Origin of the sequence: Peribacillus muralis (assembly GCF_001645685.2) — a bacterium.
GTDB classification, from domain to species: domain Bacteria; phylum Bacillota; class Bacilli; order Bacillales; family DSM-1321; genus Peribacillus; species Peribacillus muralis_A.
Map to the genome: position 1 here is coordinate 3847973 of NZ_CP017080.1, position 26022 is coordinate 3873994.

Consider the following 26022-nt stretch of genomic DNA (forward strand, 5'->3'; position numbering starts at 1 on the left):
CTATACTCTTTTCGTGAACTCTGTATATAAACTAGCTGGTACTTCACTCTCTAATTTCATTGTAACGGTAATTGGCTTTTCTCCTTCATATTCCACCGTGTTGCCCTTACCAATATAAATATACGGTTCTGTCTTTCCATCTATTTCTTTATACTTTCTAATAAATAAATGTAAATGGATCCCTCTATCCTGGTTGAATACAATATTCTTTCCTCTATCAGAGGTTGGGGCGGTACTATTTGGTGTCTGCCATTGAAACATTTGCTCGTTTATAAATTCATCGTGGTAATTAATGCTTTCTTTTATATCCTCTTCCTTGTGTAAATCAATAAACAAGAAATAGTCATTTCCATTTGAAAGTAAACCAGAGCCCCTAAAAGCACTATGACTTTTGCGATAATTTGATAATAATGCAGCATCAGCCATTTGGTATTGTTCATACAGCTTTAAATGTGGCACACCATAGTAATCTTCTTTGAATTCCTTTTCATATCTAAAGATTCCATAAAAAATCAGATCCTCGATATATGCTCTGTATTCATCATTCTCTAGAACCTTCTCATAAGTTGCTGTTTTAGATAAATGACCATTTTCAAAAGCAAATAACTTTAAGTTCCTCTTTTTCTGACCAGGATCATAAAAATCCTGATTTAGACACTGTAAGGCATGGAATACGCTATCTTCATCTACCTCTTTAACCAACTTCAATATCTCATATTTTGCGGTTTCTAAAGAAATCTCAGCATGGTCCAATAGGTATTTAGCAATCGCAAACTCATAAACTCGCTTTAAAGGTAGCTTACTTGATAACTCCCTTAATACACCTTCAAATGATTCGTCTAGTAATAGCCTTTTCAAGGAATCGTTTTTTTCTACCTTAGCTACAAATTGCAAATAGGTTTTTTCGCGATTAATAAACTTAATCGGATCTGGAGCTCCATCAAATTTCATATAATCCATTAATAATAAAGGAGTTTTACCTTGGTTCATTTTCTTAAATTCAAAATACTCCTCCTTCAAATACTTGAGTGAATTAAAGTTTTCCTTATCAATCTGCGCTAATATCCGCTCTTCCGAGATTTTATCCATTTGAATATGTGTACAACCTGGAATATTGGCAAAGCCAGTCGCAATCGCAACTTTCAAGCTCTCTTTATCATAATAACGGCTTCCATTTAATGCGATGGCAATTAAGAACGTTTTACTATGATTCCCGATAAAATCAAGGACAGTTAGAAAACTCTTGTCTTTATGCTTACGAAGGCCTCTTCCCAGCTGTTGTATAAAAACAATCGGAGAATTAGTAGGTCTAAGCATTAATACGGTATTTACAGAAGGTATATCAACACCCTCATTAAAAATATCAACGGTGAAAATGAATTGTAAATCATCATGATCATCTTCTAATCTACTTATATAATGTGCTCTCAGCTCAACTGAGTCATTTCCCGATAAACAAATACTATGAATACCTCTACTATTAAATTCCTGTGCCATATATTGTGCATGCTCAACGGTTACGCAAAACCCTAGACCTTTTCTTTTGTCCCCGTCATGGCCATAGAAATTCATATTCTTAATAATAAAGTCGACTCTCTCATTAACCTTTAATCGCTTCGTTATCTCCGCTACATCGTCAATATCTACATCACTTAAATCAATCCCCTCAATGTCAGTAATACCGAAATAATGAAAGGGAATAACCAATTCATCCTCTAAAGCCTCATGTAAGCGAACCTCCAAGGCAACATTATTATCAAATAGGTCAAAAACATTTTGTTGATCGCTTCTCTCTGGAGTAGCTGTCATCCCTAATGTGAATTGTGGGCTGAAATATTCTAGCACTGCTTGATAGCTGGGGCTTGTCGCATGGTGGGCCTCGTCAAAAATAATATATTCAAATTCGTCTCGTTTAAATTCCTCGTAGCATTTAGACACGGTTTGAATGGTGGAGAAAATATAATCAGCATTTTTTTGCTTTTGATTTCCAGTCAGTAATCCAAACGTCAGTTTTTCATTTGGTAGGAGCTTTTCAAAGGTCTCTTTTGCTTTTTTTAATATCTCTTCTCTATGTACAATGAACAATAATCTTTTAGGCTTGAATCCCTTTACGTCAAAAGCAGACATATATGTTTTACCAGTCCCTGTTGCCGCTATAACTAGGGCCTTCTTTTCCCCAAACGATCTAATTCTTTCAAGGTTTTCAACCGCACGTTTTTGCATGTTATTAGGAACAATATATTCAGAGCTTTCATAAATAAATTGCTGCGTATTCGTATAGCCCTTTAATTTACTCAAAAACTCTTCATACTTACTTATGAAATTGTCATCTGCTACAACACTACTATTCCATAAGCCATCATATTCCTTTAGAACATCTTTCAAAAATTGAGCATCCTCTTTAGCAATAATCTCCACATTCCACTCAATATTACTCTTAAGAGCACTTTGCGTAATATTAGAAGAACCAATTATTACCTTATAGCTGTCCTTACATTCAAAAATATACGCTTTCGTATGAAAACCGATCGCCTTATCCGTTTCAAAAATCTTCAAATGAATATTACTAAACTCATTTACTTTCTTTAAAGCCTTCGCTTCAGTAAAATTCAGATAAGTAGAAGTAATAATCTTCCCCTTTACTCCCCTTTTTTCAGCGTTCTTAAAAGTATCCAACAACAGCTGAAGACCACTATAATTAATAAAAGCTACGCTAAAATAGAACTTTTCACACTCATTTATAGAAGAAATTAATTCATTTAATAAATTACCCTTGTCTGAATTGACAATTAGCTTTTTCTCGATGATCATGGGTTGGCTCCTGACTGTGGTTGTATAAGGAAATGTTTCAGATACCTAAAGATACATTGTTTAACTTGTTGAAGAATAATGTTTAGATAATGGTAACATAGAATTCCATAGAAATAGCTAACAAGGTAAGTTGTAATTAATAATAAATCATGTTTAATATAGATGTTTAATTTTTTCAGGGATATTTCTTTTGTTTACCATCATTTATGAAACGGTTCTGCGTGCTTTATTAGTTGGTAAAACACTATCAGAAGAAAACCAGAAGGTAATCTTCTTAATGTCCTTCCGGTTCTCCTCCATTTGTATTTCTTTAATTAATGACCTAATCCTAACAAGTCACTTTCTTTCTTCATCATTTACTATCGCAAAAAACTTATTGAAATTCTTTAGGGTATAAATTATTTCATCCTTGTTTATCGTAGATTCATTTCTAATAATCTCGTTTCCACTTGTAACCTATTGGAGCATTATCAGAAGCCTTAACACCACTGCGAGCCTTTTGACGTCTACCATTTGCTAACTTTTTGTTTATGCTTAGGCGGTCATATTGGTCAAGTAATTCCATCATGCCTTTTAATCAAGCGTGATATACAGAAGATTAACGCAAACATAGTTAGCATCGAGCAAAAGGACTATAACATTTATAGCAAAGAGCCATCATGACTTTTTAGTTCTTCAAATTAAAAAGTTGATAGAACCACTTACCTCGGTTTTATCAACTTCTATTGTCTATATACGATTATCTTTTTAACCTTAGTTTAGAAACCAATACTTCAATACTTTCTGAGATAACCTCAAATGAATTCCTTTCGAAATCCTCTAACTTTACTTTACCGTTCAAATTATCAATTACCACTAACAAACCATTCCCTTCTATACCTATAGGGATATTTTCTAGTCTATTGTTATGATTGCTCTTATATCCCTCTAAGGTTTTACGGAATGAATCAAATTCGAAGTTTGGCAATACCCCCTCTAATTTGATATAGAAATCATTTATGAACCCATCTAAATCAGCGAACCAATATGAATTAAAATATTCAATAATTGATTTATGGAATACCACTTCTAAGTTCTCTTCTAACTGCTTTATGTCATGTGAAGTAGTTTTTTCTACAGGTCTCCATGTAATATAATCTTCTTCGTCTACTTCACCTTCATAAATTATTGAATTAACATCTTCAGTCACAGGAGTCTTAAATAGGAAGTCCATTCCTTCTTCCGCAAGCTCTTGTCTCATTCTGAAGTATTGGCCCATTGATTTCTTAATAGACAAAGATATCACCCTTTTCGTTTTACTTATTTAAAAATTTCTCAAGTAATTCAGCATAACTAGAATCGTTTCCCCAAACCTCAGCTGCTTTTTCAGCATTATGGATTCCACCCGAACCTGGATGTAATTTTGCTGGTACTGCTACAGCTTGACCTCCTCCACCAATATGATGGTGAATAAGTGTATCATTGTACAATTCTTTTATATCATATTGTGGGAAGTGTTCTCTGAATTTTTTATCATTAACTGGAGAAAATCCCAATTCAATTTTTTGTATATTCATTTTGCTTAAATATTCAGGGCTTTTAATCATTACTTCTTTCCAATAGTAATCTTTATCTCGTAGCCACCCTTCCGAATTCGTACTTCTTAGCCCCTTTCCAACATAAGGCATTTCAATTGTAAGTCTAGGGTCGGCAGTATACTTTTCCTCTAATCTTTTTAAATCTGCATTACGATAAGTTCTAATTTTATGGTCAGAATTGCTTCTAAAATTATTATTAACTTCCGACTCCACCCTAGCCATCGAAACCAACCGATCCTTCAATCCAACCCCATCAACCACATTATAAGGCACCCCACCTGCCATCGACAGTTGGTTTTTCGGGTTGTAGGGCAAGAGGTTAGGGATAGAGAGTTCTTTTGCCTTCGTAACGCCGTTTATTGCAGCTGCCTTTGTTGTAGCAACACCAGTCTTTGCTACAGCTCCGGCGCCTTTTGTCCCCACCACTGTCGTGACGACGGTTCCGAGGGCGTAGGTTACCCAGTGGGAGCGGGAGTAGGCGTCGCCGTTCACCATGTCTCGTTCGTATGAATCCGAGATGGCTTGGGAGATGTATGTATAGGTTTGAATCGGGTGCAGGATCGAGTTTGCTACGCCTTCGACGGCTTCCCCTGGGTCTGTGACGAGGTCCCATATGCCTGTGACAAAGTCTTTTCCGACGTCGAAGAGGCCAACGCCGATTCCTTTGGCAATGTCCGCGGTTTCTTTGGCGTTTTCTAGCTGCATGACCAGCTGTTGCTGGGTGGGTGCTAGGTTTTCGTAGCCGATTTGCTTGGCGATTTGGAGGTATTCGTCTGGATCTGTGACATGTTCGAGTTGGGCCTTTAGGTCTTTGATCCGGCGATTCTCCGCTTCCGCTTGCTTCACTTGCAGATATTCCGCGGTTTCTTTCTTCCTTACTTCCAGGTTTTTATAGGCTTCGCTGTTTTTGTAGGCTGTTGCGTTAAAGTAGAGTGGGGATACTTGCCCACCCCTTGTGCTGGATGCTTTCAGTTGCTCCATGAGTGCCGTTAATGCGGCTTGGTCTTGTTCGGATGTGGCGTATTCAGCTGTCCACTTATGGTCGATTTCGTTTACTTTGTGGATCGTTTCGGTCCTTGTCGTTTCGGCTTTTTCGATGTTGTCAAAGAATGTGTCATCGGAGAAGGGATGCAGCTGAATGATATCATCAATTTCTGAAAAGATTTTTTTCAAGTCATTTTTTTGTGCCGTGACCATTTCCTTGGCATGCCGATTGGCGTTTTCCAGTTCTCCTTCTAAAAAAGGGAGCGTGACCACGGTTTCGTTCAAGTTCGCTTCGATTGCATCGGCTTGAATGCCATTGAAAAAGGCTATGTGCCGCTGAATCAGATGGAGCCAGGCATCGACGACATCGATCTGCGCTGTGTAAAAGCCTTTGATAGCCTCGGCGCCCTGGCCCTGTAGCTCATCATCCAAATGGACGATACCCGCAAATCCTTTTTTCAATTCCGTGAGCTGTTCTTCTAAGTGCTTGTATTGTTCGACACGCGTTTGCATGGCAGATAAAAGTGTTTGAGATTCGTACATCAGCGACATAATGGAAAGTCCTTTCAACTGCTTTTCAGCCAACTAGATTTCATTCGTATGTATTTCATCTACTGTTAAATTGTGGATTATCTTTAGTTTAGAAGAGTTTCTTCATTTATTCAAGAATGGAAGGGATATCCACGAAAAAAAGGGCAGATGAACAGTAAGGAATACCTGTTTATATCCACCTTTTTACGACATCTTGTATAAGTGAAGCCGTGACGTTATTTTGATGACACCACCAAAAACCGGACAATTTGATCGGAGAAGTTAAACCAGTAATGAGCTTTTCTCGCATCGAACATAAACGACTGCTGTTCATCCAGTTCCATTCTTTCTCCTTCTATTTCCACTGTCAGCTTTCCTTCAATAATGAATAAAAATTCATGTCCGCTATGAGAAAACGCGCTCCCTTTATTTTCTCCTGGCTTTAAGGTGACAAGAATAGGCGAAAAAACAGCATCGCGAATGCCGCTGGATAAATTCTGATAATGAAATTGTTCATGATTAGAGTCTGAATTTTCTTGGGAGCGATCCTTAGAAAAAAAGAAACTTGGACTCACATCCAATGTGTCGGCAATTTTTTTTAATGACTCTAAAGTGACGCTTGATTTTCCCCGTTCTACTTGTGATAAAAAGCTGATGGAGACGCCCGTTTGTTCAGCGAGACTCTTTAATGTTAGTTTACGCTCTTTCCTCAATTCTTTCAGTTTTTTCCCGATTGAATCAAAAGGCATGTAGCTACCCCCTTTTTTACATCATATTTAGCTTCATTATACATGACAAAATTTGATGAATGCTCCTTCATGATTAACTTCTTACAAAACATATTGACAGAAAATTTTTAATTATTTAAAATGGAGAAAATAACAAATTGAAGTGTCACTTCAATTTTTTGGAGGAATGACTCAAGATGGAAAAGAAGCAAATGCGGCGAATATTAATCGCGAGTTTAGTCGGAAGTTCGATTGAGTGGTTTGATTATTTTTTATATGGAACCGTTGCTGCCCTCGTGTTTAACCAGCTATTTTTCGTGAATGAAGACCCGACGATAGGACTGTTGCTTTCCTACGCATCCTTTGCGTTAGCATTCTTCATCCGTCCTTTTGGCGGAGTGATCTTTAGTCATATTGGCGATCGTATCGGGAGAAAGAAAACACTTGTTTTAACACTTAGTATAATGGGGATCGCTACATTTGGGATGGGTCTTCTTCCTACTTATCAAGCTGTGGGGATTTGGGCGCCGATTTTATTGATTACGTTGCGCTTAGTTCAAGGTCTAGGTATTGGCGGTGAATGGGAAGGGGCACTTTTATTGGCGGTTGAATATGCTCCCGCGGAAAAACGGGGCTTGTTCGGAGCCATTCCCCAAATGGGTGTAACAATAGGAATGCTGCTTGGAACCATCGCCTTATCTTTTATGACGTTGCTTCCTGAAAACGCATTCATGACTTGGGGATGGCGTTTACCATTCATTTTTAGTGCTCTCCTTGTATTCTTTGGCCTATGGATCCGTAAAGGGATCGATGAAACGCCATCTTTCAAAAAAGTAAAGGAATCCGGAGAAGTTCCAAAGCTGCCGATTGTAGAAACGCTTAAGAACTATTGGCGTGAAGTGATTATCGCGGTGGGCGCGAAAGTGGTAGAAACTGCCCCATTTTATATTTTCAGCACATTTGTCGTATCATATGCCACTACAAATCTCGGTTTCTCACGGACAGCCACACTGACTGCCGTCATGATTGCAACCATTATTACGACGATCTTAATACCAATCATGGGGATGTTATCTGATAAAATCGGCCGCAAAAAGCTGTTTATAGCGGGAACGATCGGGATGGCACTGTTTGCATTTCCATACTTCTGGTTGCTACAGCAAAAATCGGTACCGCTATTAATCATTGCAACAGTGATAGGCTTAGGAATCATTTGGGCTCCCATCACAGCTGTACTTGGAACGATGTTCTCGGAAATTTTCGATGCAAGGATTCGGTATACCGGCATCACGCTTGGCTATCAAATCGGGGCAGCTCTAGCAGGAGGCACAGCCCCGCTCGTTGCAACGGCTTTACTTAATAGGTTTAATAACTCTTATGTTCCTGTCGCCATTTACATTATTTTTGCATCGTTCCTTTCCCTAGCAGCGATTTGGGCAGTCAAGGAACGCAGCAATCAGAAATTGGACGAAATGCATAATACCAGCGCCATGTAATTCATGGTGTTTTAACTTCAAGGAGGGCAATTGAATGTTAGTAATAAATGAAAAGGAAATTCAAAACACTTATGGAATGAAGGAAGCAATGACAGATATAAAGGCGGTATTGTGTGCACATGGTGCTAGAAAAATAGACAACCCCCATCGCACAGTTCTCGCTTTCCCGGAACACGAGGCATCGGCACTTTACATGCCAAGCGCTGATCTATCGGAAGAAGTTGCAGCTGTCAAAGTCGTGACCATCTTTCCAAAAAATCCTTCAAGGGGAATGGCAACGACACAGGGGGTCATTCTGCTGTCAGATGCAGAAAATGGCGAACATTTAGCATTGTTGAATGCCTCCTATTTAACACGTCTTAGAACGGGGGCATTGAGCGGCATTGCCACAGACTTCCTTGCACGCAAAGACGCCCGGGTTCTCACGATAATCGGAACGGGAGCAATGGCATTTGAACAAGCACTCGGTGTGTTAGCCGTAAGGGATATTGAGCGTATTTTATTAGTAAATCGCACACGCGAGAAAGCGGAAAAATTCGGGGAAAAGCTGCAGACCTTCGGCGTAACCGTTCCATTTGAAGTTTTCGAAGATGTTTCAGCAGCTGTTCGTCAAGCAGATATCATTTGCTGTGCAACCCGCTCGAACGAGCCTGTCTTCAATGGGATGGATGTAAGGCCGGGTACACACATCAACGGGGTTGGGTCTTACTTGCCCGATATGAAAGAAGTGGATCATACCACAATTTCACGCGCTGCTAAAATCATCGTCGACGATTTGGCGGGCGTGCAGGATGAAGCAGGAGAACTTATCTCTGCAGCACATCAGGGCAATTGGTCGTTTCATGATATCCACGGGGAGCTTTATGAACTTGTAACGCTAAGCAAAACAGGCAGGGAAAATGAAGAGGAAATCACCTTCTTTAAATCGGTCGGTGCTGCATACTTTGACCTCGCCGTGGCAAAAGGGGTTTACAGCCAAGCAAAAGAACGCAATATCGGGATCGAGATCGAGGTATAAAAAGAGGCCCGTACCGGTAACGATCTATGATTTTAGCTAAATCCAGAACGAGCTCATTTTTTTCAATCAATTCGCCTGCTATTAGGGCAGGGAAAATGGAAATGAAATGATGGATTTTTAGTGATTGAATAGCCGCCAAGAATGGTGATGTGCACCAAGTCTTGGCGGCTATTAAAGTATTTATAGCTAAAACATGATCTAGGCCAAACCATTTTTAGCATCTCAACTCCGAAAACCATCTTTATCTGTACACTTATGCTATGTTTACATGTTTAATCGTGTTCAAGCTTTCATAAGAGTTGTTTAGCAATTTGTTCAGCTTTATGCAATTCTCCTAATAGCGGATTTTTACAGTCATTATAACTATCCATATACGCACGTACACCGCCCAAAATATGTATCTCCTTGATATCTTCATTATTCTCTAATATGTCTAATGCCTTCTTATATCTTTTATATATAAGATGTAAAACACCACTATTCATATTTTTAGGATAGTCGTCCTCCATTTTATTTATAACCACTTTTATTTGTTCAATTAACTCATATTTACCAAAGTGCGTAATAAACTCCTGTAAAGCTGAGTATTTCACCAATATCACCTACTATTCTTGATTTAAAAACTCCTTTTACGTGTTCTAAATACATTTATTTTTCTTCTTTATATGCTAAGGAAATCTTTACTACTTCCTTTGGTGATAAATCCTCATCATTCCAAAATATCAAGTAACTAGGGGCAGGATGAGGAACATTGTCTTCTAAAATATCTATGTATTCACTTACTTCTTCATCAGACAGCTTAGGATTGCATATTTTATTTACTAGTTCAATTAATTCTTCTTTAGATAACTTTTTACTCATTTTTCCCACCTCCCCTTAATAACTGCCCTTTCTTTCCAAAATGATAAGCAGGGTCTAAAGGCTACAGAAGCATGATTTTCTTCAATCCCTACGTACAGCTCCTAATTCCTTTTTTTACACTTCATTTATAAGGCAAAAAGCACCTGTTTCTTTAAAGGCAACCATGTGCTTTCATCCGGTTCTTGATAGAATAACTTATAAAGTCTGTAACCATTTTATTGCACTAACTAAAAAGTCACTTTTCTATTCTTTTTCATCTATCTTCTGCTTTAAATATTCAGCAATTTCTGTTTGCCCTCTTTCAATAGCAAATTCATAAGCTCCCATATCTTTCATAGTATCCCCTGTATACTTAACAGTAATATCAATACCATTCTGAACAAGATACTTTACAATATCAAGATGCCCACCATATATTGCAGCAAACAGAGGATTCCTATCTGATTCACTAGTATCAATCTCAACATTCTGGTTAATGAGATATTCGACAATATCTAAATGGCCTTTTGTAGCTGCTCTTTCAAGGGCATTTGTAGAAAAAGTTCCGCCCTGTGCATTAGTGTCTATGCCGGCATTAATAAGATATTTTATTATTTCTAAATGCCCGTGAGCTGCTGCTATATGTAACCATGTACCAAAGGGCGTTACCCATGTTAACATTTCTGGTTCTTTCTCAAGTGAATTCTTCAACGTTTCCAATTGGCCACTTTTTATGGCACCTCTAATGTCTTTCGCAATTTGAGCTTTATCCATTTAGTTTCTCCTTTATTTCCAACGTCTTCTAGAATATCAATAGTATCATCTAAGTCTGAACCCGCTGTAAAAACTGCTTTCAATTGATTTTTAACATTGTCTAAAGATTTAATATTATGTTTTCCTATAATTAAATTTCAAATAAAAAACAAAAAGCACCTGTTGCCTCAAAGACAATCAAATGCTTTATCGTTAGCCATATAAAGTAACTCATCACAAATCTTATCTTTAAACCAACGAGCTTGCTTAAATTGTAGGTTCAAAGTTTGTTCCTTGTAATGATACTTCGTAAACTGAAAACGTCATCTCGCCCAGCTATCTTTCGTAATTATCATAATTTATATTGTTACAAAAACTATTCTTTTTCATCCAACTTCTGCTTTAAATATTCAGCAATTTCTATTTGCCCTCTTTCAATAGCAAATTCATAGGCTCCCATATCTTTCATAGTATCCCCTGTATACTTAACAGTAACATCAATACCATTCTGAACAAGATACTTTACAATATCAAGGTGACCACCATAAATCGCTGAGAATAAAGGATTTCTATTTGGGTCACTAACATCTAATATTGCACCATTATCAAATAAGTACTCTACAATACTAATTTCACCTTCACTAGCTGCATGTGCAATAGTCGCTGACTTTGGTACCCCTTCGTTTATGTTAATATCCATACCTGATTCAACTAGAAATTTTATCATATCTAGTTCTCCAGCTCTAGCCGCAACATGTAACCAAGTTCCAAAAGGTGTTACAAAATCGAGCAAACTTTTATCAGTAACAATGATCTCTTTCGCTTGTTCTATATCACCATTCTTAATTAAATCATAGATTTTTATTGCTTTTTCCTTATTATCCATAAAATCCTCCAAAATATATTTATTTCATTGATGCTGCTTCTTCGCCTAGTAGCTTAAGCATTTCAACCATTTTTTCACGAGTTCCACCAAAACTATCTACTTCTTTCAACTTGTCAACAATATGTTGAAGACGTTCTATACCATGTTGCCCTGCAATTCTATTGGGTGCCCAAACAAGATTTTCTTCACCGATTATCGATTCTATTCGATACTTTTTTAATATTTCTTGACCTTCTGCAACAAGTTCTTTTTGCTTCTGGCCCAGACCCTTTTTAAATAAAATATGATGTGCATGTGGATCTAACATAGCATCAGGTGGGGCACCAATTAATCCTCTCAGATACTTTCCAAAATCAATTTTAATTAATGCCTCATTATATTCTTTAATAATACCTAATTCAGACATCTTTTTACTTATCTCTGAGAGTTCATCTACACTAAAAGTGTTATTCTGAATAGCATTTTTAAGCTTATTCATCTTAGTGGCATTGACGTTACCCGCTTCGCCTATATCATCAAGATAATCACTTACAGCCCTACCACTCGACTCCACCCTAGCCATCCTAACCAACCGTTCCTTCAGCCCAACCCCATCAACCACATTATAAGGCACCCCACCTGCCATCGACAGTTGGTTTTTCGGGTTGTATGGCAGTAGGTTAGGGATAGAGAGTTCTTTTACTTTCGCTGCACCTTTAACTGCAGCCGCTTTTGTAGTCGCTACCCCTGTTTTCGTTATGGCTCCTGCTCCTTTTGTTCCGACCACTGTCGTGACGACGGTTCCGAGGGCGTAGGTGACCCAGTGGGAGCGGGAGTAGGCGTCGCCGTTTACCATGTCTCGTTCATATGAATCCGAGATGGCTTTGGAGATATATGTATAGGTTTGGATTGGGTGCATGATCGAGTTTGCTACGCCTTCGACGGCTTGCCCTGGGTCTGTGACGAGGTCATATATTCCTGTGACGAAGTCTTTTCCGACGTCGAACAGGCCAACGCCGATTCCTTTGGCAATGTCCGCGGTTTGTTTGGCGCTTTCTAGCTGCATGACAAGTTGCTGCTGGGTGGGTGCTAGGTTTTCGTATCCGATTTGCTTGGCGATTTGGAGGAATTCGTCGGGATCGGTTACATGTTGGAGTTGGGCCTTCAAGTCTTTGATCCGGCGATTCTCCGCTTCCGCTTGCTTCACTTGCAGATATTCCGCGGTTTCTTTCTTCCTTACTTCCAGGTTTTTATAGGCTTCGCTGTTTTTGTAGGCTGTTGCGTTAAAGTAGAGTGGGGATACTTGCCCACCCCTTGTGCTGGATGCTTTCAGTTGCTCCATGAGTGCCGTTAATGCGGCTTGGTCTTGTTCGGATGTGGCGTATTCAGCTGTCCACTTATGGTCGATTTCGTTTACTTTGTGGATCGTTTCGGTCCTTGTCGTTTCGGCTTTTTCGATGTTGTCAAAGAATGTGTCATCGGAGAAGGGATGCAGCTGAATGATATCATCAATTTCTGAAAAGATTTTTTTCAAGTCATTTTTTTGTGCCGTGACCATTTCCTTGGCATGCCGATTGGCGTTTTCCAGTTCTCCTTCTAAAAAAGGGAGCGTGACCACGGTTTCGTTCAAGTTCGCTTCGATTGCATCGGCTTGAATGCCATTGAAAAAGGCTATGTGCCGCTGAATCAGATGGAGCCAGGCATCGACGACATCGATCTGCGCTGTGTAAAAGCCTTTGATAGCCTCGGCGCCCTGGCCCTGTAGCTCATCATCCAAATGGACGATACCCGCAAATCCTTTTTTCAATTCCGTGAGCTGTTCTTCTAAGTGCTTGTATTGTTCGACACGCGTTTGCATGGCAGATAAAAGTGTTTGAGATTCGTACATCAGCGACATAATGGAAAGTCCTTTCAACTGCTTTTCAGCCAACTAGATTTCATTCGTATGTATTTCATCTACTGTTAAATTGTGGATTATCTTTAGTTTAGAAGAGTTTCTTCATTTATTCAAGAATGGAAGGGATATCCACGAAAAAAAGGGCAGATGAACAGTAAGGAATACCTGTTTATATCCACCTTTTTACGACATCTTGTATAAGTGAAGCCGTGACGTTATTTTGATGACACCACCAAAAACCGGACAATTTGATCGGAGAAGTTAAACCAGTAATGAGCTTTTCTCGCATCGAACATAAACGACTGCTGTTCATCCAGTTCCATTCTTTCTCCTTCTATTTCCACTGTCAGCTTTCCTTCAATAATGAATAAAAATTCATGTCCGCTATGAGAAAACGCGCTCCCTTTATTTTCTCCTGGCTTTAAGGTGACAAGAATAGGCGAAAAAACAGCATCGCGAATGCCGCTGGATAAATTCTGATAATGAAATTGTTCATGATTAGAGTCTGAATTTTCTTGGGAGCGATCCTTAGAAAAAAAGAAACTTGGACTCACATCCAATGTGTCGGCAATTTTTTTTAATGACTCTAAAGTGACGCTTGATTTTCCCCGTTCTACTTGTGATAAAAAGCTGATGGAGACGCCCGTTTGTTCAGCGAGACTCTTTAATGTTAGTTTACGCTCTTTCCTCAATTCTTTCAGTTTTTTCCCGATTGAATCAAAAGGCATGTAGCTACCCCCTTTTTTACATCATATTTAGCTTCATTATACATGACAAAATTTGATGAATGCTCCTTCATGATTAACTTCTTACAAAACATATTGACAGAAAATTTTTAATTATTTAAAATGGAGAAAATAACAAATTGAAGTGTCACTTCAATTTTTTGGAGGAATGACTCAAGATGGAAAAGAAGCAAATGCGGCGAATATTAATCGCGAGTTTAGTCGGAAGTTCGATTGAGTGGTTTGATTATTTTTTATATGGAACCGTTGCGGCCCTCGTGTTTAACCAGCTATTTTTCGTGAATGAAGACCCGACGATAGGACTGTTGCTTTCCTACGCATCCTTTGCGTTAGCATTCTTCATCCGTCCTTTTGGCGGAGTGATCTTTAGTCATATTGGCGATCGTATCGGGAGAAAGAAAACACTTGTTTTAACACTTAGTATAATGGGGATCGCTACATTTGGGATGGGTCTTCTTCCTACTTATCAAGCTGTGGGGATTTGGGCGCCGATTTTATTGATTACGTTGCGCTTAGTTCAAGGTCTAGGTATTGGCGGTGAATGGGAAGGGGCACTTTTATTGGCGGTTGAATATGCTCCCGCGGAAAAACGGGGCTTGTTCGGAGCCATTCCCCAAATGGGTGTAACAATAGGAATGCTGCTTGGAACCATCGCCTTATCTTTTATGACGTTGCTTCCTGAAAACGCATTCATGACTTGGGGATGGCGTTTACCATTCATTTTTAGTGCTCTCCTTGTATTCTTTGGCCTATGGATCCGTAAAGGGATCGATGAAACGCCATCTTTCAAAAAAGTAAAGGAATCCGGAGAAGTTCCAAAGCTGCCGATTGTAGAAACGCTTAAGAACTATTGGCGTGAAGTGATTATCGCGGTGGGCGCGAAAGTGGTAGAAACTGCCCCATTTTATATTTTCAGCACATTTGTCGTATCATATGCCACTACAAATCTCGGTTTCTCACGGACAGCCACACTGACTGCCGTCATGATTGCAACCATTATTACGACGATCTTAATACCAATCATGGGGATGTTATCTGATAAAATCGGCCGCAAAAAGCTGTTTATAGCGGGAACGATCGGGATGGCACTGTTTGCATTTCCATACTTCTGGTTGCTACAGCAAAAATCGGTACCGCTATTAATCATTGCAACAGTGATAGGCTTAGGAATCATTTGGGCTCCCATCACAGCTGTACTTGGAACGATGTTCTCGGAAATTTTCGATGCAAGGATTCGGTATACCGGCATCACGCTTGGCTATCAAATCGGGGCAGCTCTAGCAGGAGGCACAGCCCCGCTCGTTGCAACGGCTTTACTTAATAGGTTTAATAACTCTTATGTTCCTGTCGCCATTTACATTATTTTTGCATCGTTCCTTTCCCTAGCAGCGATTTGGGCAGTCAAGGAACGCAGCAATCAGAAATTGGACGAAATGCATAATACCAGCGCCATGTAATTCATGGTGTTTTAACTTCAAGGAGGGCAATTGAATGTTAGTAATAAATGAAAAGGAAATTCAAAACACTTATGGAATGAAGGAAGCAATGACAGATATAAAGGCGGTATTGTGTGCACATGGTGCTAGAAAAATAGACAACCCCCATCGCACAGTTCTCGCTTTCCCGGAACACGAGGCATCGGCACTTTACATGCCAAGCGCTGATCTATCGGAAGAAGTTGCAGCTGTCAAAGTCGTGACCATCTTTCCAAAAAATCCTTCAAGGGGAATGGCAACGACACAGGGGGTCATTCTGCTGTCAGATGCAGAAAATGGCGAACATTTAGCATTGTTGAATGCCTCCTATTTAACACGTCTTAGAACGGGGGCATTGAGCGGCATTGCCACAGACTTCCTTGCACGCAAAGACGCCCGGGTTCTCACGATAATCGGAACGGGAGCAATGGCATTTGAACAAGCACTCGGTGTGTTAGCCGTAAGGGATATTGAGCGTATTTTATTAGTAAATCGCACACGCGAGAAAGCGGAAAAATTCGGGGAAAAGCTGCAGACCTTCGGCGTAACCGTTCCATTTGAAGTTTTCGAAGATGTTTCAGCAGCTGTTCGTCAAGCAGATATCATTTGCTGTGCAACCCGCTCGAACGAGCCTGTCTTCAATGGGATGGATGTAAGGCCGGGTACACACATCAACGGGGTTGGGTCTTACTTGCCCGATATGAAAGAAGTGGATCATACCACAATTTCACGCGCTGCTAAAATCATCGTCGACGATTTGGCGGGCGTGCAGGATGAAGCAGGAGAACTTATCTCTGCAGCACATCAGGGCAATTGGTCGTTTCATGATATCCACGGGGAGCTTTATGAACTTGTAACGCTAAGCAAAACAGGCAGGGAAAATGAAGAGGAAATCACCTTCTTTAAATCGGTCGGTGCTGCATACTTTGACCTCGCCGTGGCAAAAGGGGTTTACAGCCAAGCAAAAGAACGCAATATCGGGATCGAGATCGAGGTATAAAAAGAGGCCCGTACCGGTAACGATCTATGATTTTAGCTAAATCCAGAACGAGCTCATTTTTTTCAATCAATTCGCCTGCTATTAGGGCAGGGAAAATGGAAATGAAATGATGGATTTTTAGTGATTGAATAGCCGCCAAGAATGGTGATGTGCACCAAGTCTTGGCGGCTATTAAAGTATTTATAGCTAAAACATGATCTAGGCCAAACCATTTTTAGCATCTCAACTCCGAAAACCATCTTTATCTGTACACTTATGCTATGTTTACATGTTTAATCGTGTTCAAGCTTTCATAAGAGTTGTTTAGCAATTTGTTCAGCTTTATGCAATTCTCCTAATAGCGGATTTTTACAGTCATTATAACTATCCATATACGCACGTACACCGCCCAAAATATGTATCTCCTTGATATCTTCATTATTCTCTAATATGTCTAATGCCTTCTTATATCTTTTATATATAAGATGTAAAACACCACTATTCATATTTTTAGGATAGTCGTCCTCCATTTTATTTATAACCACTTTTATTTGTTCAATTAACTCATATTTACCAAAGTGCGTAATAAACTCCTGTAAAGCTGAGTATTTCACCAATATCACCTACTATTCTTGATTTAAAAACTCCTTTTACGTGTTCTAAATACATTTATTTTTCTTCTTTATATGCTAAGGAAATCTTTACTACTTCCTTTGGTGATAAATCCTCATCATTCCAAAATATCAAGTAACTAGGGGCAGGATGAGGAACATTGTCTTCTAAAATATCTATGTATTCACTTACTTCTTCATCAGACAGCTTAGGATTGCATATTTTATTTACTAGTTCAATTAATTCTTCTTTAGATAACTTTTTACTCATTTTTCCCACCTCCCCTTAATAACTGCCCTTTCTTTCCAAAATGATAAGCAGGGTCTAAAGGCTACAGAAGCATGATTTTCTTCAATCCCTACGTACAGCTCCTAATTCCTTTTTTTACACTTCATTTATAAGGCAAAAAGCACCTGTTTCTTTAAAGGCAACCATGTGCTTTCATCCGGTTCTTGATAGAATAACTTATAAAGTCTGTAACCATTTTATTGCACTAACTAAAAAGTCACTTTTCTATTCTTTTTCATCTATCTTCTGCTTTAAATATTCAGCAATTTCTGTTTGCCCTCTTTCAATAGCAAATTCATAAGCTCCCATATCTTTCATAGTATCCCCTGTATACTTAACAGTAATATCAATACCATTCTGAACAAGATACTTTACAATATCAAGATGCCCACCATATATTGCAGCAAACAGAGGATTCCTATCTGATTCACTAGTATCAATCTCAACATTCTGGTTAATGAGATATTCGACAATATCTAAATGGCCTTTTGTAGCTGCTCTTTCAAGGGCATTTGTAGAAAAAGTTCCGCCCTGTGCATTAGTGTCTATGCCGGCATTAATAAGATATTTTATTATTTCTAAATGCCCGTGAGCTGCTGCTATATGTAACCATGTACCAAAGGGCGTTACCCATGTTAACATTTCTGGTTCTTTCTCAAGTGAATTCTTCAACGTTTCCAATTGGCCACTTTTTATGGCACCTCTAATGTCTTTCGCAATTTGAGCTTTATCCATTTAGTTTCTCCTTTATTTCCAACGTCTTCTAGAATATCAATAGTATCATCTAAGTCTGAACCCGCTGTAAAAACTGCTTTCAATTGATTTTTAACATTGTCTAAAGATTTAATATTATGTTTTCCTATAATTAAATTTCAAATAAAAAACAAAAAGCACCTGTTGCCTCAAAGACAATCAAATGCTTTATCGTTAGCCATATAAAGTAACTCATCACAAATCTTATCTTTAAACCAACGAGCTTGCTTAAATTGTAGGTTCAAAGTTTGTTCCTTGTAATGATACTTCGTAAACTGAAAACGTCATCTCGCCCAGCTATCTTTCGTAATTATCATAATTTATATTGTTACAAAAACTATTCTTTTTCATCCAACTTCTGCTTTAAATATTCAGCAATTTCTATTTGCCCTCTTTCAATAGCAAATTCATAGGCTCCCATATCTTTCATAGTATCCCCTGTATACTTAACAGTAACATCAATACCATTCTGAACAAGATACTTTACAATATCAAGGTGACCACCATAAATCGCTGAGAATAAAGGATTTCTATTTGGGTCACTAACATCTAATATTGCACCATTATCAAATAAGTACTCTACAATACTAATTTCACCTTCACTAGCTGCATGTGCAATAGTCGCTGACTTTGGTACCCCTTCGTTTATGTTAATATCCATACCTGATTCAACTAGAAATTTTATCATATCTAGTTCTCCAGCTCTAGCCGCAACATGTAACCAAGTTCCAAAAGGTGTTACAAAATCGAGCAAACTTTTATCAGTAACAATGATCTCTTTCGCTTGTTCTATATCACCATTCTTAATTAAATCATAGATTTTTATTGCTTTTTCCTTATTATCCATAAAATCCTCCAAAATATATTTATTTCATTGATGCTGCTTCTTCGCCTAGTAGCTTAAGCATTTCAACCATTTTTTCACGAGTTCCACCAAAACTATCTACTTCTTTCAACTTGTCAACAATATGTTGAAGACGTTCTATACCATGTTGCCCTGCAATTCTATTGGGTGCCCAAACAAGATTTTCTTCACCGATTATCGATTCTATTCGATACTTTTTTAATATTTCTTGACCTTCTGCAACAAGTTCTTTTTGCTTCTGGCCCAGACCCTTTTTAAATAAAATATGATGTGCATGTGGATCTAACATAGCATCAGGTGGGGCACCAATTAATCCTCTCAGATACTTTCCAAAATCAATTTTAATTAATGCCTCATTATATTCTTTAATAATACCTAATTCAGACATCTTTTTACTTATCTCTGAGAGTTCATCTACACTAAAAGTGTTATTCTGAATAGCATTTTTAAGCTTATTCATCTTAGTGGCATTGACGTTACCCGCTTCGCCTATATCATCAAGATAATCACTTACAGCCCTACCACTCGACTCCACCCTAGCCATCCTAACCAACCGTTCCTTCAGCCCAACCCCATCAACCACATTATAAGGCACCCCACCTGCCATCGACAGTTGGTTTTTCGGGTTGTATGGCAGTAGGTTAGGGATAGAGAGTTCTTTTACTTTCGCTGCACCTTTAACTGCAGCCGCTTTTGTAGTCGCTACCCCTGTTTTCGTTATGGCTCCTGCTCCTTTTGTTCCGACCACTGTCGTGACGACGGTTCCGAGGGCGTAGGTGACCCAGTGGGAGCGGGAGTAGGCGTCGCCGTTTACCATGTCTCGTTCATATGAATCCGAGATGGCTTTGGAGATATATGTATAGGTTTGGATTGGGTGCATGATCGAGTTTGCTACGCCTTCGACGGCTTGCCCTGGGTCTGTGACGAGGTCATATATTCCTGTGACGAAGTCTTTTCCGACGTCGAACAGGCCAACGCCGATTCCTTTGGCAATGTCCGCGGTTTGTTTGGCGCTTTCTAGCTGCATGACAAGTTGCTGCTGGGTGGGTGCTAGGTTTTCGTATCCGATTTGCTTGGCGATTTGGAGGAATTCGTCGGGATCGGTTACATGTTGGAGTTGGGCCTTCAAGTCTTTGATCCGGCGATTCTCCGCTTCCGCTTGCTTCACTTGCAGATATTCCGCGGTTTCTTTCTTCCTTACTTCCAGGTTTTTATAGGCTTCGCTGTTTTTGTAGGCTGTTGCGTTAAAGTAGAGTGGGGATACTTGCCCACCCCTTGTGCTGGATGCTTTCAGTTGCTCCATGAGTGCCGTTAATGCGGCTTGGTCTTGTTCGGATGTGGCGTATTCAGCTGTCCACTTATGGTCGATTTCGTTTACTTTGTGGATCGTTTCGGTCCTTGTCGTTTCGGCTTTTTCGATGTTGTCAAAGAATGTGTCATCGGAGAAGGGATGCAGCTGAATGATATCATCAATTTCTGAAAAGATTTTTTTCAAGTCATTTTTTTGTGCCGTGACCATTTCCTTGGCATGCCGATTGGCGTTTTCCAGTTCTCCTTCTAAAAAAGGGAGCGTGACCACGGTTTCGTTCAAGTTCGCTTCGATTGCATCGGCTTGAATGCCATTGAAAAAGGCTATGTGCCGCTGAATCAGATGGAGCCAGGCATCGACGACATCGATCTGCGCTGTGTAAAAGCCTTTGATAGCCTCGGCGCCCTGGCCCTGTAGCTCATCATCCAAATGGACGATACCCGCAAATCCTTTTTTCAATTCCGTGAGCTGTTCTTCTAAGTGCTTGTATTGTTCGACACGCGTTTGCATGGCAGATAAAAGTGTTTGAGATTCGTACATCAGCGACATAATGGAAAGTCCTTTCAACTGCTTTTCTACTACATGCTTTCAATTATATGTATGGATTTCATCTATTGTTAAATAGTGGATTATCTATAGTTTAGAAGAGTTTCTTCATTTATTCAAGATATGAAGGAGGTTTGACGACATATTTAGTTACATAACAGGTTACCGTATCACTTTTTACCAATAAATAACCAACGATAACTAAGCAATGGTTTTCCTCGTAAAAATGTTTTTATGGTATGATAGGTAAATTGTTTATCTGCTCTGTACACTTTTACATTCAGCTAAGAAAAGAGGTTTTTATGCACACCACGGAATTAACGAAGCGACATTGGTTGCTCATCTTAACACTCACTTTATTAACCTTCGTTCTCGGGACAAGCGAGTTTATTATTGTCGGGATTTTAACCGATATTTCCTCGAGTCTCCATATCACGAATGCCAAAGCAGGCACACTCGTTTCTGCGTTTGCGCTTACGTTTGCCGTTGCCACCCCGCTCGTGATGTCGGCAACGAGTCATTTACCAAAGCGTAAATGGATGTTGTTTCTAATCGGTTCGTTCATCGTCCTGAATGCGCTGTGCGTGCTTTCGTCGAGCTATATCATGCTCCTGGCACTTCGGATGCTGACGGCGATAGTAACAGGCGTGTTGATTTCACTTGCGATGGTCGTAGCAAGTGAAACCATGCCGATCGCCAAACGCGGTCTTGCGATATCATTCGTTTTCGGCGGCTTTACGCTGGCAAACGTGATTGGCGTACCGATAGGCACGGTCATCGCTGAATGGTATAACTGGAATGCATCCTTCCTGTTAACGACTTTTCTCGGAGCCATTGCGTTTTTGGCCGCTTTCTTCGTTTTGCCTGCTATGCAAAGTACAACTCGCAGTTCGATGCGTGATCAGTTTTCCTTGCTGACGCACCCGCGAATTTTGATGGCTTTTTTCATTCCATCTCTTGGCTTTGGCGCGACGTATGCCGTTTTTACGTATCTTGTTCCGATCCTGAAAGGAATGGAAGCACCAAGCAGTTCAATCAGCTTGATACTGTTCGGCTACGGATTCATATCGATATTCAGCAACATACTCGCAGGGAAAATTGCCAGCCATAATGCAATTGGACGCCTCCGGTTTGTGTTCCTCGTGCAGGCGATCGTTCTGATCAGTTTATATTGGACGACAAACAATTTTATTTTTGGATTGATTAACATTGGCTTGATGTCATTGATGGCCATCCTTTTAACAACCTCCACCCAGCTTTATTTAATAGACCTTGCCGGCATTTATCAGCCAAAGGCTACAGGGCTGGCTGCTTCACTGATGCCGGTCGCAAGCAATGTCGGTATCGCCTTTGGTTCAGCACTCGGCGGAGTCGTTTACCATCAAGGAAACTTGCTGAATGTCACATGGGTCGGCGGGCTCGTTGCCATTTGTGCAAGTCTGCTAACTTTCCTAAGCTATCGCTTAGACCAACAACAAAAACAACAAAAGAAGGCAGCGTAAGAGCAAGCTTACCTACGCCATGAATAAGAAAAAAGAAGTATCAAGAACGTGGATTTGTTCTTTGATACTTCTTTTCATTTGCCAAGGTTTAATCACTCGCCTTTTTTACCGAGAACCACCGCCAAGGTAAGAAACATGTAAGGATAAGTTAATATAGTAAGCTCTAAAAAACCAATACTTCCAAAAACCAATAGATCTGGAGCATGCTTGTCTAAATAGTATCCTTTTCCGGTCATATACAGACCAACAAGAAGATACGTTAGGATCGATATTCCCATTAAACCATAGCCTACGAAAGTAAACGTAACGTTTGTAAAACTATATATTAAAATACCTATATATAATATTCCTAGCAGCAGCAATAAAATCGGTATGTAAAATGGCTCATATAAATAGTCACTCATACTTTCAATTAGCATCTTCACAAACCTCCTGTAATGGCATAATGATAACAAATACAACATGACCGGTTCGTTCCAAAAATGAAATAAGGAATTTCACATTTAGGATTTCCAACTTCTTTTCTGCGATAACCCCAAAATGAAAAACCCCTGACAAAAGTCAGAGGTTTGATTTATTACGCCCATTGAAATTGTGCTTGATGAAGTTTGCTGTACTTTCCGCCGACTTCAATCAGCTCATGATGGGTTCCTTCTTCTGCGATTCCCTCTTCGGTGATGACGAGGATTCGATCGGCATTTTTGATCGTGGCCAGGCGATGGGCGATCACGAGTGTGGTTCTCCCTTTGGATAGTTCGTTTAGCGCTTTTTGGATCGCTGCTTCCGTTTCGGAATCCAGAGCAGATGTGGCTTCATCCAGGATGAGGATGGGCGGATTTTTCAAGAACATGCGGGCGATGGAGACCCTTTGTTTTTGCCCTCCTGATAGTTTGACGCCACGCTCGCCGATGAATGTATCCAAACCATCAGGCATGCTGTTAATAATCTCTTCTAGCTGGGCGCGTCTTACTGTATCCCAAATTTCCTCGTCCGTTGCATCAAGCTTTCCATAGGTAAGGTTTTCTCTGATGGTTCCATCAAAAAGAAATACATCTTGTTGGACGATGCCAATATGCTGACGCAGGGATTCCATGGTCATGCTTTTAATATTCAGTCCATCGATTTCAATCTCCCCTGAATCTATATCATAGAATCGTGGAAGCAAGCTGCAAATCGTCGTTTTTCCAGCTCCGGATGGGCCAACAAGGGCAATGGTTTCACCGCTGTTTACGTTGAAAGTGATATGGCTGAGGACGTTTTCTTTTCCTTCGTAACCGAATGTGACATTTTTGTATGTGATGTCTCCTTTTACATGCTTCACATCGATGGCATCCGGTGCATCGAGCTCATCCGGTGCCGTGTTCAGCAATTCCTGATAACGGCGGAAGCCGGCGATCCCTTTCGGATAGGTTTCGATCACGGAGTTGATTTGGTTGATTGGTGTCAGGAATACATTGGAAAGCAGCACGAATGCGATGAATTCACCAAACGTCATTTGTCCATAAATGACGAACCAGGTTCCGCATCCTAGGACAAACAATGAAATGATCTTCATCAGCATATGACTGATAGAGAAATTCCAGGCCATGACCTTATAGGCAACAAGCTTTGTTTTACGGAAACGGCCATTGTTCACGGCGAATTTTTCCATTTCGTGTGTTTCATTCGTAAATGCCTTGACGACACGAATGCCGCTGACATTGTTTTCGACTCTTGCATTGAAATCTGCAATATCCGCAAACATTTGATTGAAGGCATGTGACATTTTTTTACTAAAGTAAATGGATAGGCTAATTAAGAATGGAATGATGATGAATGTCAATAAAGCGAGTTTCCAATTGATGGAGAGCATTAAACCAAAGGCGCCAAACAGTGTCATCACGGCAATGAACAAGTCCTCAGGTCCATGATGGGCAATTTCCCCTATGTCCATTAAATCATTGGTCATCCGTGAAACGAGGTGGCCTGTCTTCGTATTATCAAAAAAGCGATTGGACAATTTCTGAACATGGTTGAATAGCTTTCTGCGCATATCCGTCTCGATATTGATCCCGAGCATATGCCCCCAGTATGTAACGACATAATGCAGAAAGGCCGTCACTACATAAATGCCCAATAAACCAATGCACGCCCAGATGATAAAGGTCCAGTTACCTGTAGGCAATAAATCATCGATCACCTTATTGAAGGCCAAGGGAAAGGCGAGCTCCAGTAAGGCGGCCAAAATCGCACAAGAAAAATCAATGATGAATAACCATTTATACGGCTTATAATAAGCAAAAAAGTCTTTTAACATAACAACCAGGATTTCCTCCTTTAAAGTAAGAAAGAAGATTTCCGTGAAAGTAACCTATTTTCAACGAAAATCTCCCTCATTCACTTCCTATTAAAATCTTAATCTAACATGATATGATCCGTAACGATCATTTAAACAAATCTGGATGCATTTCCTTCGCTAACATTTCCATTCCTTCTATCGTACTGTAGCTATAGCTGAACATATAGTTGTAATCCACGGCATAAATTTGTTTGTTTTTGATTGCTTTCATGCTCGATAGCTTTTCATTTGCATAAAGTGCTGCTTTGATCTTATCTGCACTTACTCCATCAGCCGTGCTCCAATCAGGAATGATCAATACATCCGGATCAGCTTCAATCAGCCTTTCTACACTAACCTCTCCTTTTTCATCTTTGAAAATATTATTTAGTTTAACCATTGAAAATGAGTCATTAAAGAAGGTTTCGTCATGAGCTGCGTATACATACACTTCTTTCGGATCACTCATATGTAAATAAGCGAACGTTTCTTCTTCTTTAATACTTGATAATTTGGAAGTGATCGAATCTTGTTTAGCCTTTAGTTCTTTAATGAAACCATCTGCCTTGTCTTGTACATTAAACAGATTACCGAGGTTTTCAATATCTTTATAGATGGAATTATACGTTCCTCCAGTGACGGATGAATTCAGCACGTACGTTTTCACGCCCATTTCATTAAGTGAATCAACTGTTCCTACTCCCCAATCAGCGTTATCGAATAAACCGCCGCGACCGTAGACTAGATCTGGATCCGTTCCTAATGTAACTTCTTTCCCTACATACTCGTCACTCAGCATTTTTAGTTTATCGTATTGTTTTTCGACTGCTTTATCGGGCGCTCCGAAGTTTGCGCCGACACCGACAATTTTGTCACCTAATCCTAGGTGCAATAACAGTTCTGCTGCCGGTCTTGTATTAGCCATGACTCGTTCAGGTGCTTTATCAAAGACTTGATCCTTTTTCTCCCACTTTGTCCCGCCTTCAGCTTTCGTGAAGTTTTCAATGGTTAATGGATATTGGCTTTTTGGCTCCTGTTTCTCTTCAGAGCTAGTCTTGGTTGATGTTCCGCAGGCTGTCAGCGTTAACATCGCCGCCAACCCGACTCCTAGTAATAATCTCTTTTTCAAC

General features: G+C 39.8%; 23 protein-coding genes. 5 read left to right on the forward strand and 18 right to left on the reverse strand.

Translation table 11 applies throughout. The features are described from left to right. The 4 genes from ABE28_RS18695 to ABE28_RS18710 form a co-directional block, all read right to left on the reverse strand. Positions 1 to 2811 (reverse strand): DEAD/DEAH box helicase, encoded by a 2811-nt coding sequence (locus tag ABE28_RS18695; protein ID WP_064465605.1) that lies wholly within the window; start codon positions 2809 to 2811, stop codon positions 1 to 3. A gap of 739 nt (positions 2812 to 3550) precedes the next feature. Beyond that, positions 3551 to 4069, reverse strand: a complete 519-nt coding sequence (locus ABE28_RS18700) for a SecY-interacting protein Syd (RefSeq protein ID WP_180320017.1) — start codon at positions 4067 to 4069, stop codon at positions 3551 to 3553. A gap of 37 nt (positions 4070 to 4106) precedes the next feature. Continuing rightward, positions 4107 to 5924 (reverse strand): T7SS effector LXG polymorphic toxin, encoded by a 1818-nt coding sequence (locus ABE28_RS18705; RefSeq protein ID WP_156775829.1) that lies wholly within the window; start codon positions 5922 to 5924, stop codon positions 4107 to 4109. A 215-nt stretch (positions 5925 to 6139) separates the two neighbouring features. Continuing rightward, the gene (locus tag ABE28_RS18710) at positions 6140 to 6652 is read right to left on the reverse strand and encodes a helix-turn-helix domain-containing protein (RefSeq protein WP_064465772.1); all 513 of its coding nucleotides are present in this window, start codon (positions 6650 to 6652) and stop codon (positions 6140 to 6142) included. Positions 6653 to 6828: 176 nt separating this feature from the next. Between ABE28_RS18710 and ABE28_RS18715 the strand changes: the two genes are divergently transcribed. Together ABE28_RS18715 and ABE28_RS18720 are read left to right on the forward strand one after the other, a co-directional pair. Next, the gene (locus tag ABE28_RS18715) at positions 6829 to 8127 is read left to right on the forward strand and encodes an MFS transporter (protein WP_064465771.1); all 1299 of its coding nucleotides are present in this window, start codon (positions 6829 to 6831) and stop codon (positions 8125 to 8127) included. 34 nt (positions 8128 to 8161) lie between these two features. Continuing rightward, a complete protein-coding gene (locus ABE28_RS18720; protein ID WP_064465770.1) occupies positions 8162 to 9145 on the forward strand; it encodes an ornithine cyclodeaminase family protein in 984 nt (327 codons plus the stop codon). A gap of 290 nt (positions 9146 to 9435) precedes the next feature. Here the strand turns inward: ABE28_RS18720 and ABE28_RS18725 are convergent, their stop codons facing one another. From ABE28_RS18725 to ABE28_RS18750, 6 genes are all read right to left on the reverse strand, one after another. Continuing rightward, positions 9436 to 9654, reverse strand: a complete 219-nt coding sequence (locus ABE28_RS18725; RefSeq protein WP_064465773.1) for a hypothetical protein — start codon at positions 9652 to 9654, stop codon at positions 9436 to 9438. 139 nt (positions 9655 to 9793) lie between these two features. Continuing rightward, positions 9794 to 10006, reverse strand: a complete 213-nt coding sequence (locus ABE28_RS18730; RefSeq protein WP_064465769.1) for a bacteriocin immunity protein — start codon at positions 10004 to 10006, stop codon at positions 9794 to 9796. Between the two features lie 243 nt (positions 10007 to 10249). Continuing rightward, entirely contained in the window at positions 10250 to 10759 is a 510-nt protein-coding gene (locus ABE28_RS18735; RefSeq protein ID WP_064465768.1) for an ankyrin repeat domain-containing protein, read from the reverse strand. A gap of 355 nt (positions 10760 to 11114) precedes the next feature. Next, on the reverse strand, positions 11115 to 11624 hold the full coding sequence (locus ABE28_RS18740) for an ankyrin repeat domain-containing protein (protein ID WP_064465767.1): 510 nt from the start codon (positions 11622 to 11624) through the stop codon (positions 11115 to 11117). A gap of 19 nt (positions 11625 to 11643) precedes the next feature. Further along, positions 11644 to 13500 carry a T7SS effector LXG polymorphic toxin gene (locus ABE28_RS18745; RefSeq protein WP_069191717.1) on the reverse strand — a complete coding sequence of 619 codons (1857 nt, stop codon included), beginning with the start codon at positions 13498 to 13500 and terminating at the stop codon, positions 11644 to 11646. 215 nt (positions 13501 to 13715) lie between these two features. Then, positions 13716 to 14228: a helix-turn-helix domain-containing protein gene (locus tag ABE28_RS18750; protein WP_064465772.1), complete on the reverse strand. Its 513-nt coding sequence runs from the start codon at positions 14226 to 14228 to the stop codon at positions 13716 to 13718. A gap of 176 nt (positions 14229 to 14404) precedes the next feature. Between ABE28_RS18750 and ABE28_RS18755 the strand changes: the two genes are divergently transcribed. Together ABE28_RS18755 and ABE28_RS18760 are read left to right on the forward strand one after the other, a co-directional pair. Beyond that, positions 14405 to 15703, forward strand: a complete 1299-nt coding sequence (locus tag ABE28_RS18755; RefSeq protein ID WP_064465771.1) for an MFS transporter — start codon at positions 14405 to 14407, stop codon at positions 15701 to 15703. 34 nt (positions 15704 to 15737) lie between these two features. Next, positions 15738 to 16721 carry an ornithine cyclodeaminase family protein gene (locus tag ABE28_RS18760; RefSeq protein WP_064465770.1) on the forward strand — a complete coding sequence of 328 codons (984 nt, stop codon included), beginning with the start codon at positions 15738 to 15740 and terminating at the stop codon, positions 16719 to 16721. Positions 16722 to 17011: 290 nt separating this feature from the next. Here ABE28_RS18760 and ABE28_RS18765 read toward each other — a convergent pair whose 3' ends face one another. From ABE28_RS18765 to ABE28_RS18785, 5 genes are all read right to left on the reverse strand, one after another. Next, positions 17012 to 17230, reverse strand: a complete 219-nt coding sequence (locus ABE28_RS18765) for a hypothetical protein (protein WP_064465773.1) — start codon at positions 17228 to 17230, stop codon at positions 17012 to 17014. 139 nt (positions 17231 to 17369) lie between these two features. After that, complete coding sequence (locus ABE28_RS18770) at positions 17370 to 17582, reverse strand: bacteriocin immunity protein (protein WP_064465769.1); 213 nt, start codon at positions 17580 to 17582, stop codon at positions 17370 to 17372. Between the two features lie 243 nt (positions 17583 to 17825). After that, a complete protein-coding gene (locus ABE28_RS18775) occupies positions 17826 to 18335 on the reverse strand; it encodes an ankyrin repeat domain-containing protein (protein ID WP_064465768.1) in 510 nt (169 codons plus the stop codon). A gap of 355 nt (positions 18336 to 18690) precedes the next feature. After that, positions 18691 to 19200, reverse strand: coding sequence for an ankyrin repeat domain-containing protein (locus tag ABE28_RS18780; protein WP_064465767.1), 510 nt, complete (start codon positions 19198 to 19200; stop codon positions 18691 to 18693). Positions 19201 to 19219: 19 nt separating this feature from the next. Continuing rightward, positions 19220 to 21076, reverse strand: a complete 1857-nt coding sequence (locus ABE28_RS18785; protein ID WP_069191717.1) for a T7SS effector LXG polymorphic toxin — start codon at positions 21074 to 21076, stop codon at positions 19220 to 19222. 299 nt (positions 21077 to 21375) lie between these two features. Between ABE28_RS18785 and ABE28_RS18790 the strand changes: the two genes are divergently transcribed. Next, positions 21376 to 22575, forward strand: a complete 1200-nt coding sequence (locus ABE28_RS18790) for an MFS transporter (RefSeq protein WP_064465410.1) — start codon at positions 21376 to 21378, stop codon at positions 22573 to 22575. A gap of 92 nt (positions 22576 to 22667) precedes the next feature. Here ABE28_RS18790 and ABE28_RS18795 read toward each other — a convergent pair whose 3' ends face one another. The 3 genes from ABE28_RS18795 to ABE28_RS18805 form a co-directional block, all read right to left on the reverse strand. Next, positions 22668 to 22994: a hypothetical protein gene (locus ABE28_RS18795; RefSeq protein WP_064465411.1), complete on the reverse strand. Its 327-nt coding sequence runs from the start codon at positions 22992 to 22994 to the stop codon at positions 22668 to 22670. Between the two features lie 158 nt (positions 22995 to 23152). Further along, positions 23153 to 24871, reverse strand: a complete 1719-nt coding sequence (locus tag ABE28_RS18800; RefSeq protein WP_064465412.1) for an ABC transporter ATP-binding protein — start codon at positions 24869 to 24871, stop codon at positions 23153 to 23155. 127 nt (positions 24872 to 24998) lie between these two features. Beyond that, entirely contained in the window at positions 24999 to 26021 is a 1023-nt protein-coding gene (locus tag ABE28_RS18805) for an ABC transporter substrate-binding protein (RefSeq protein WP_064465413.1), read from the reverse strand. Between the last annotated feature and the right edge of the window lies 1 nt (position 26022).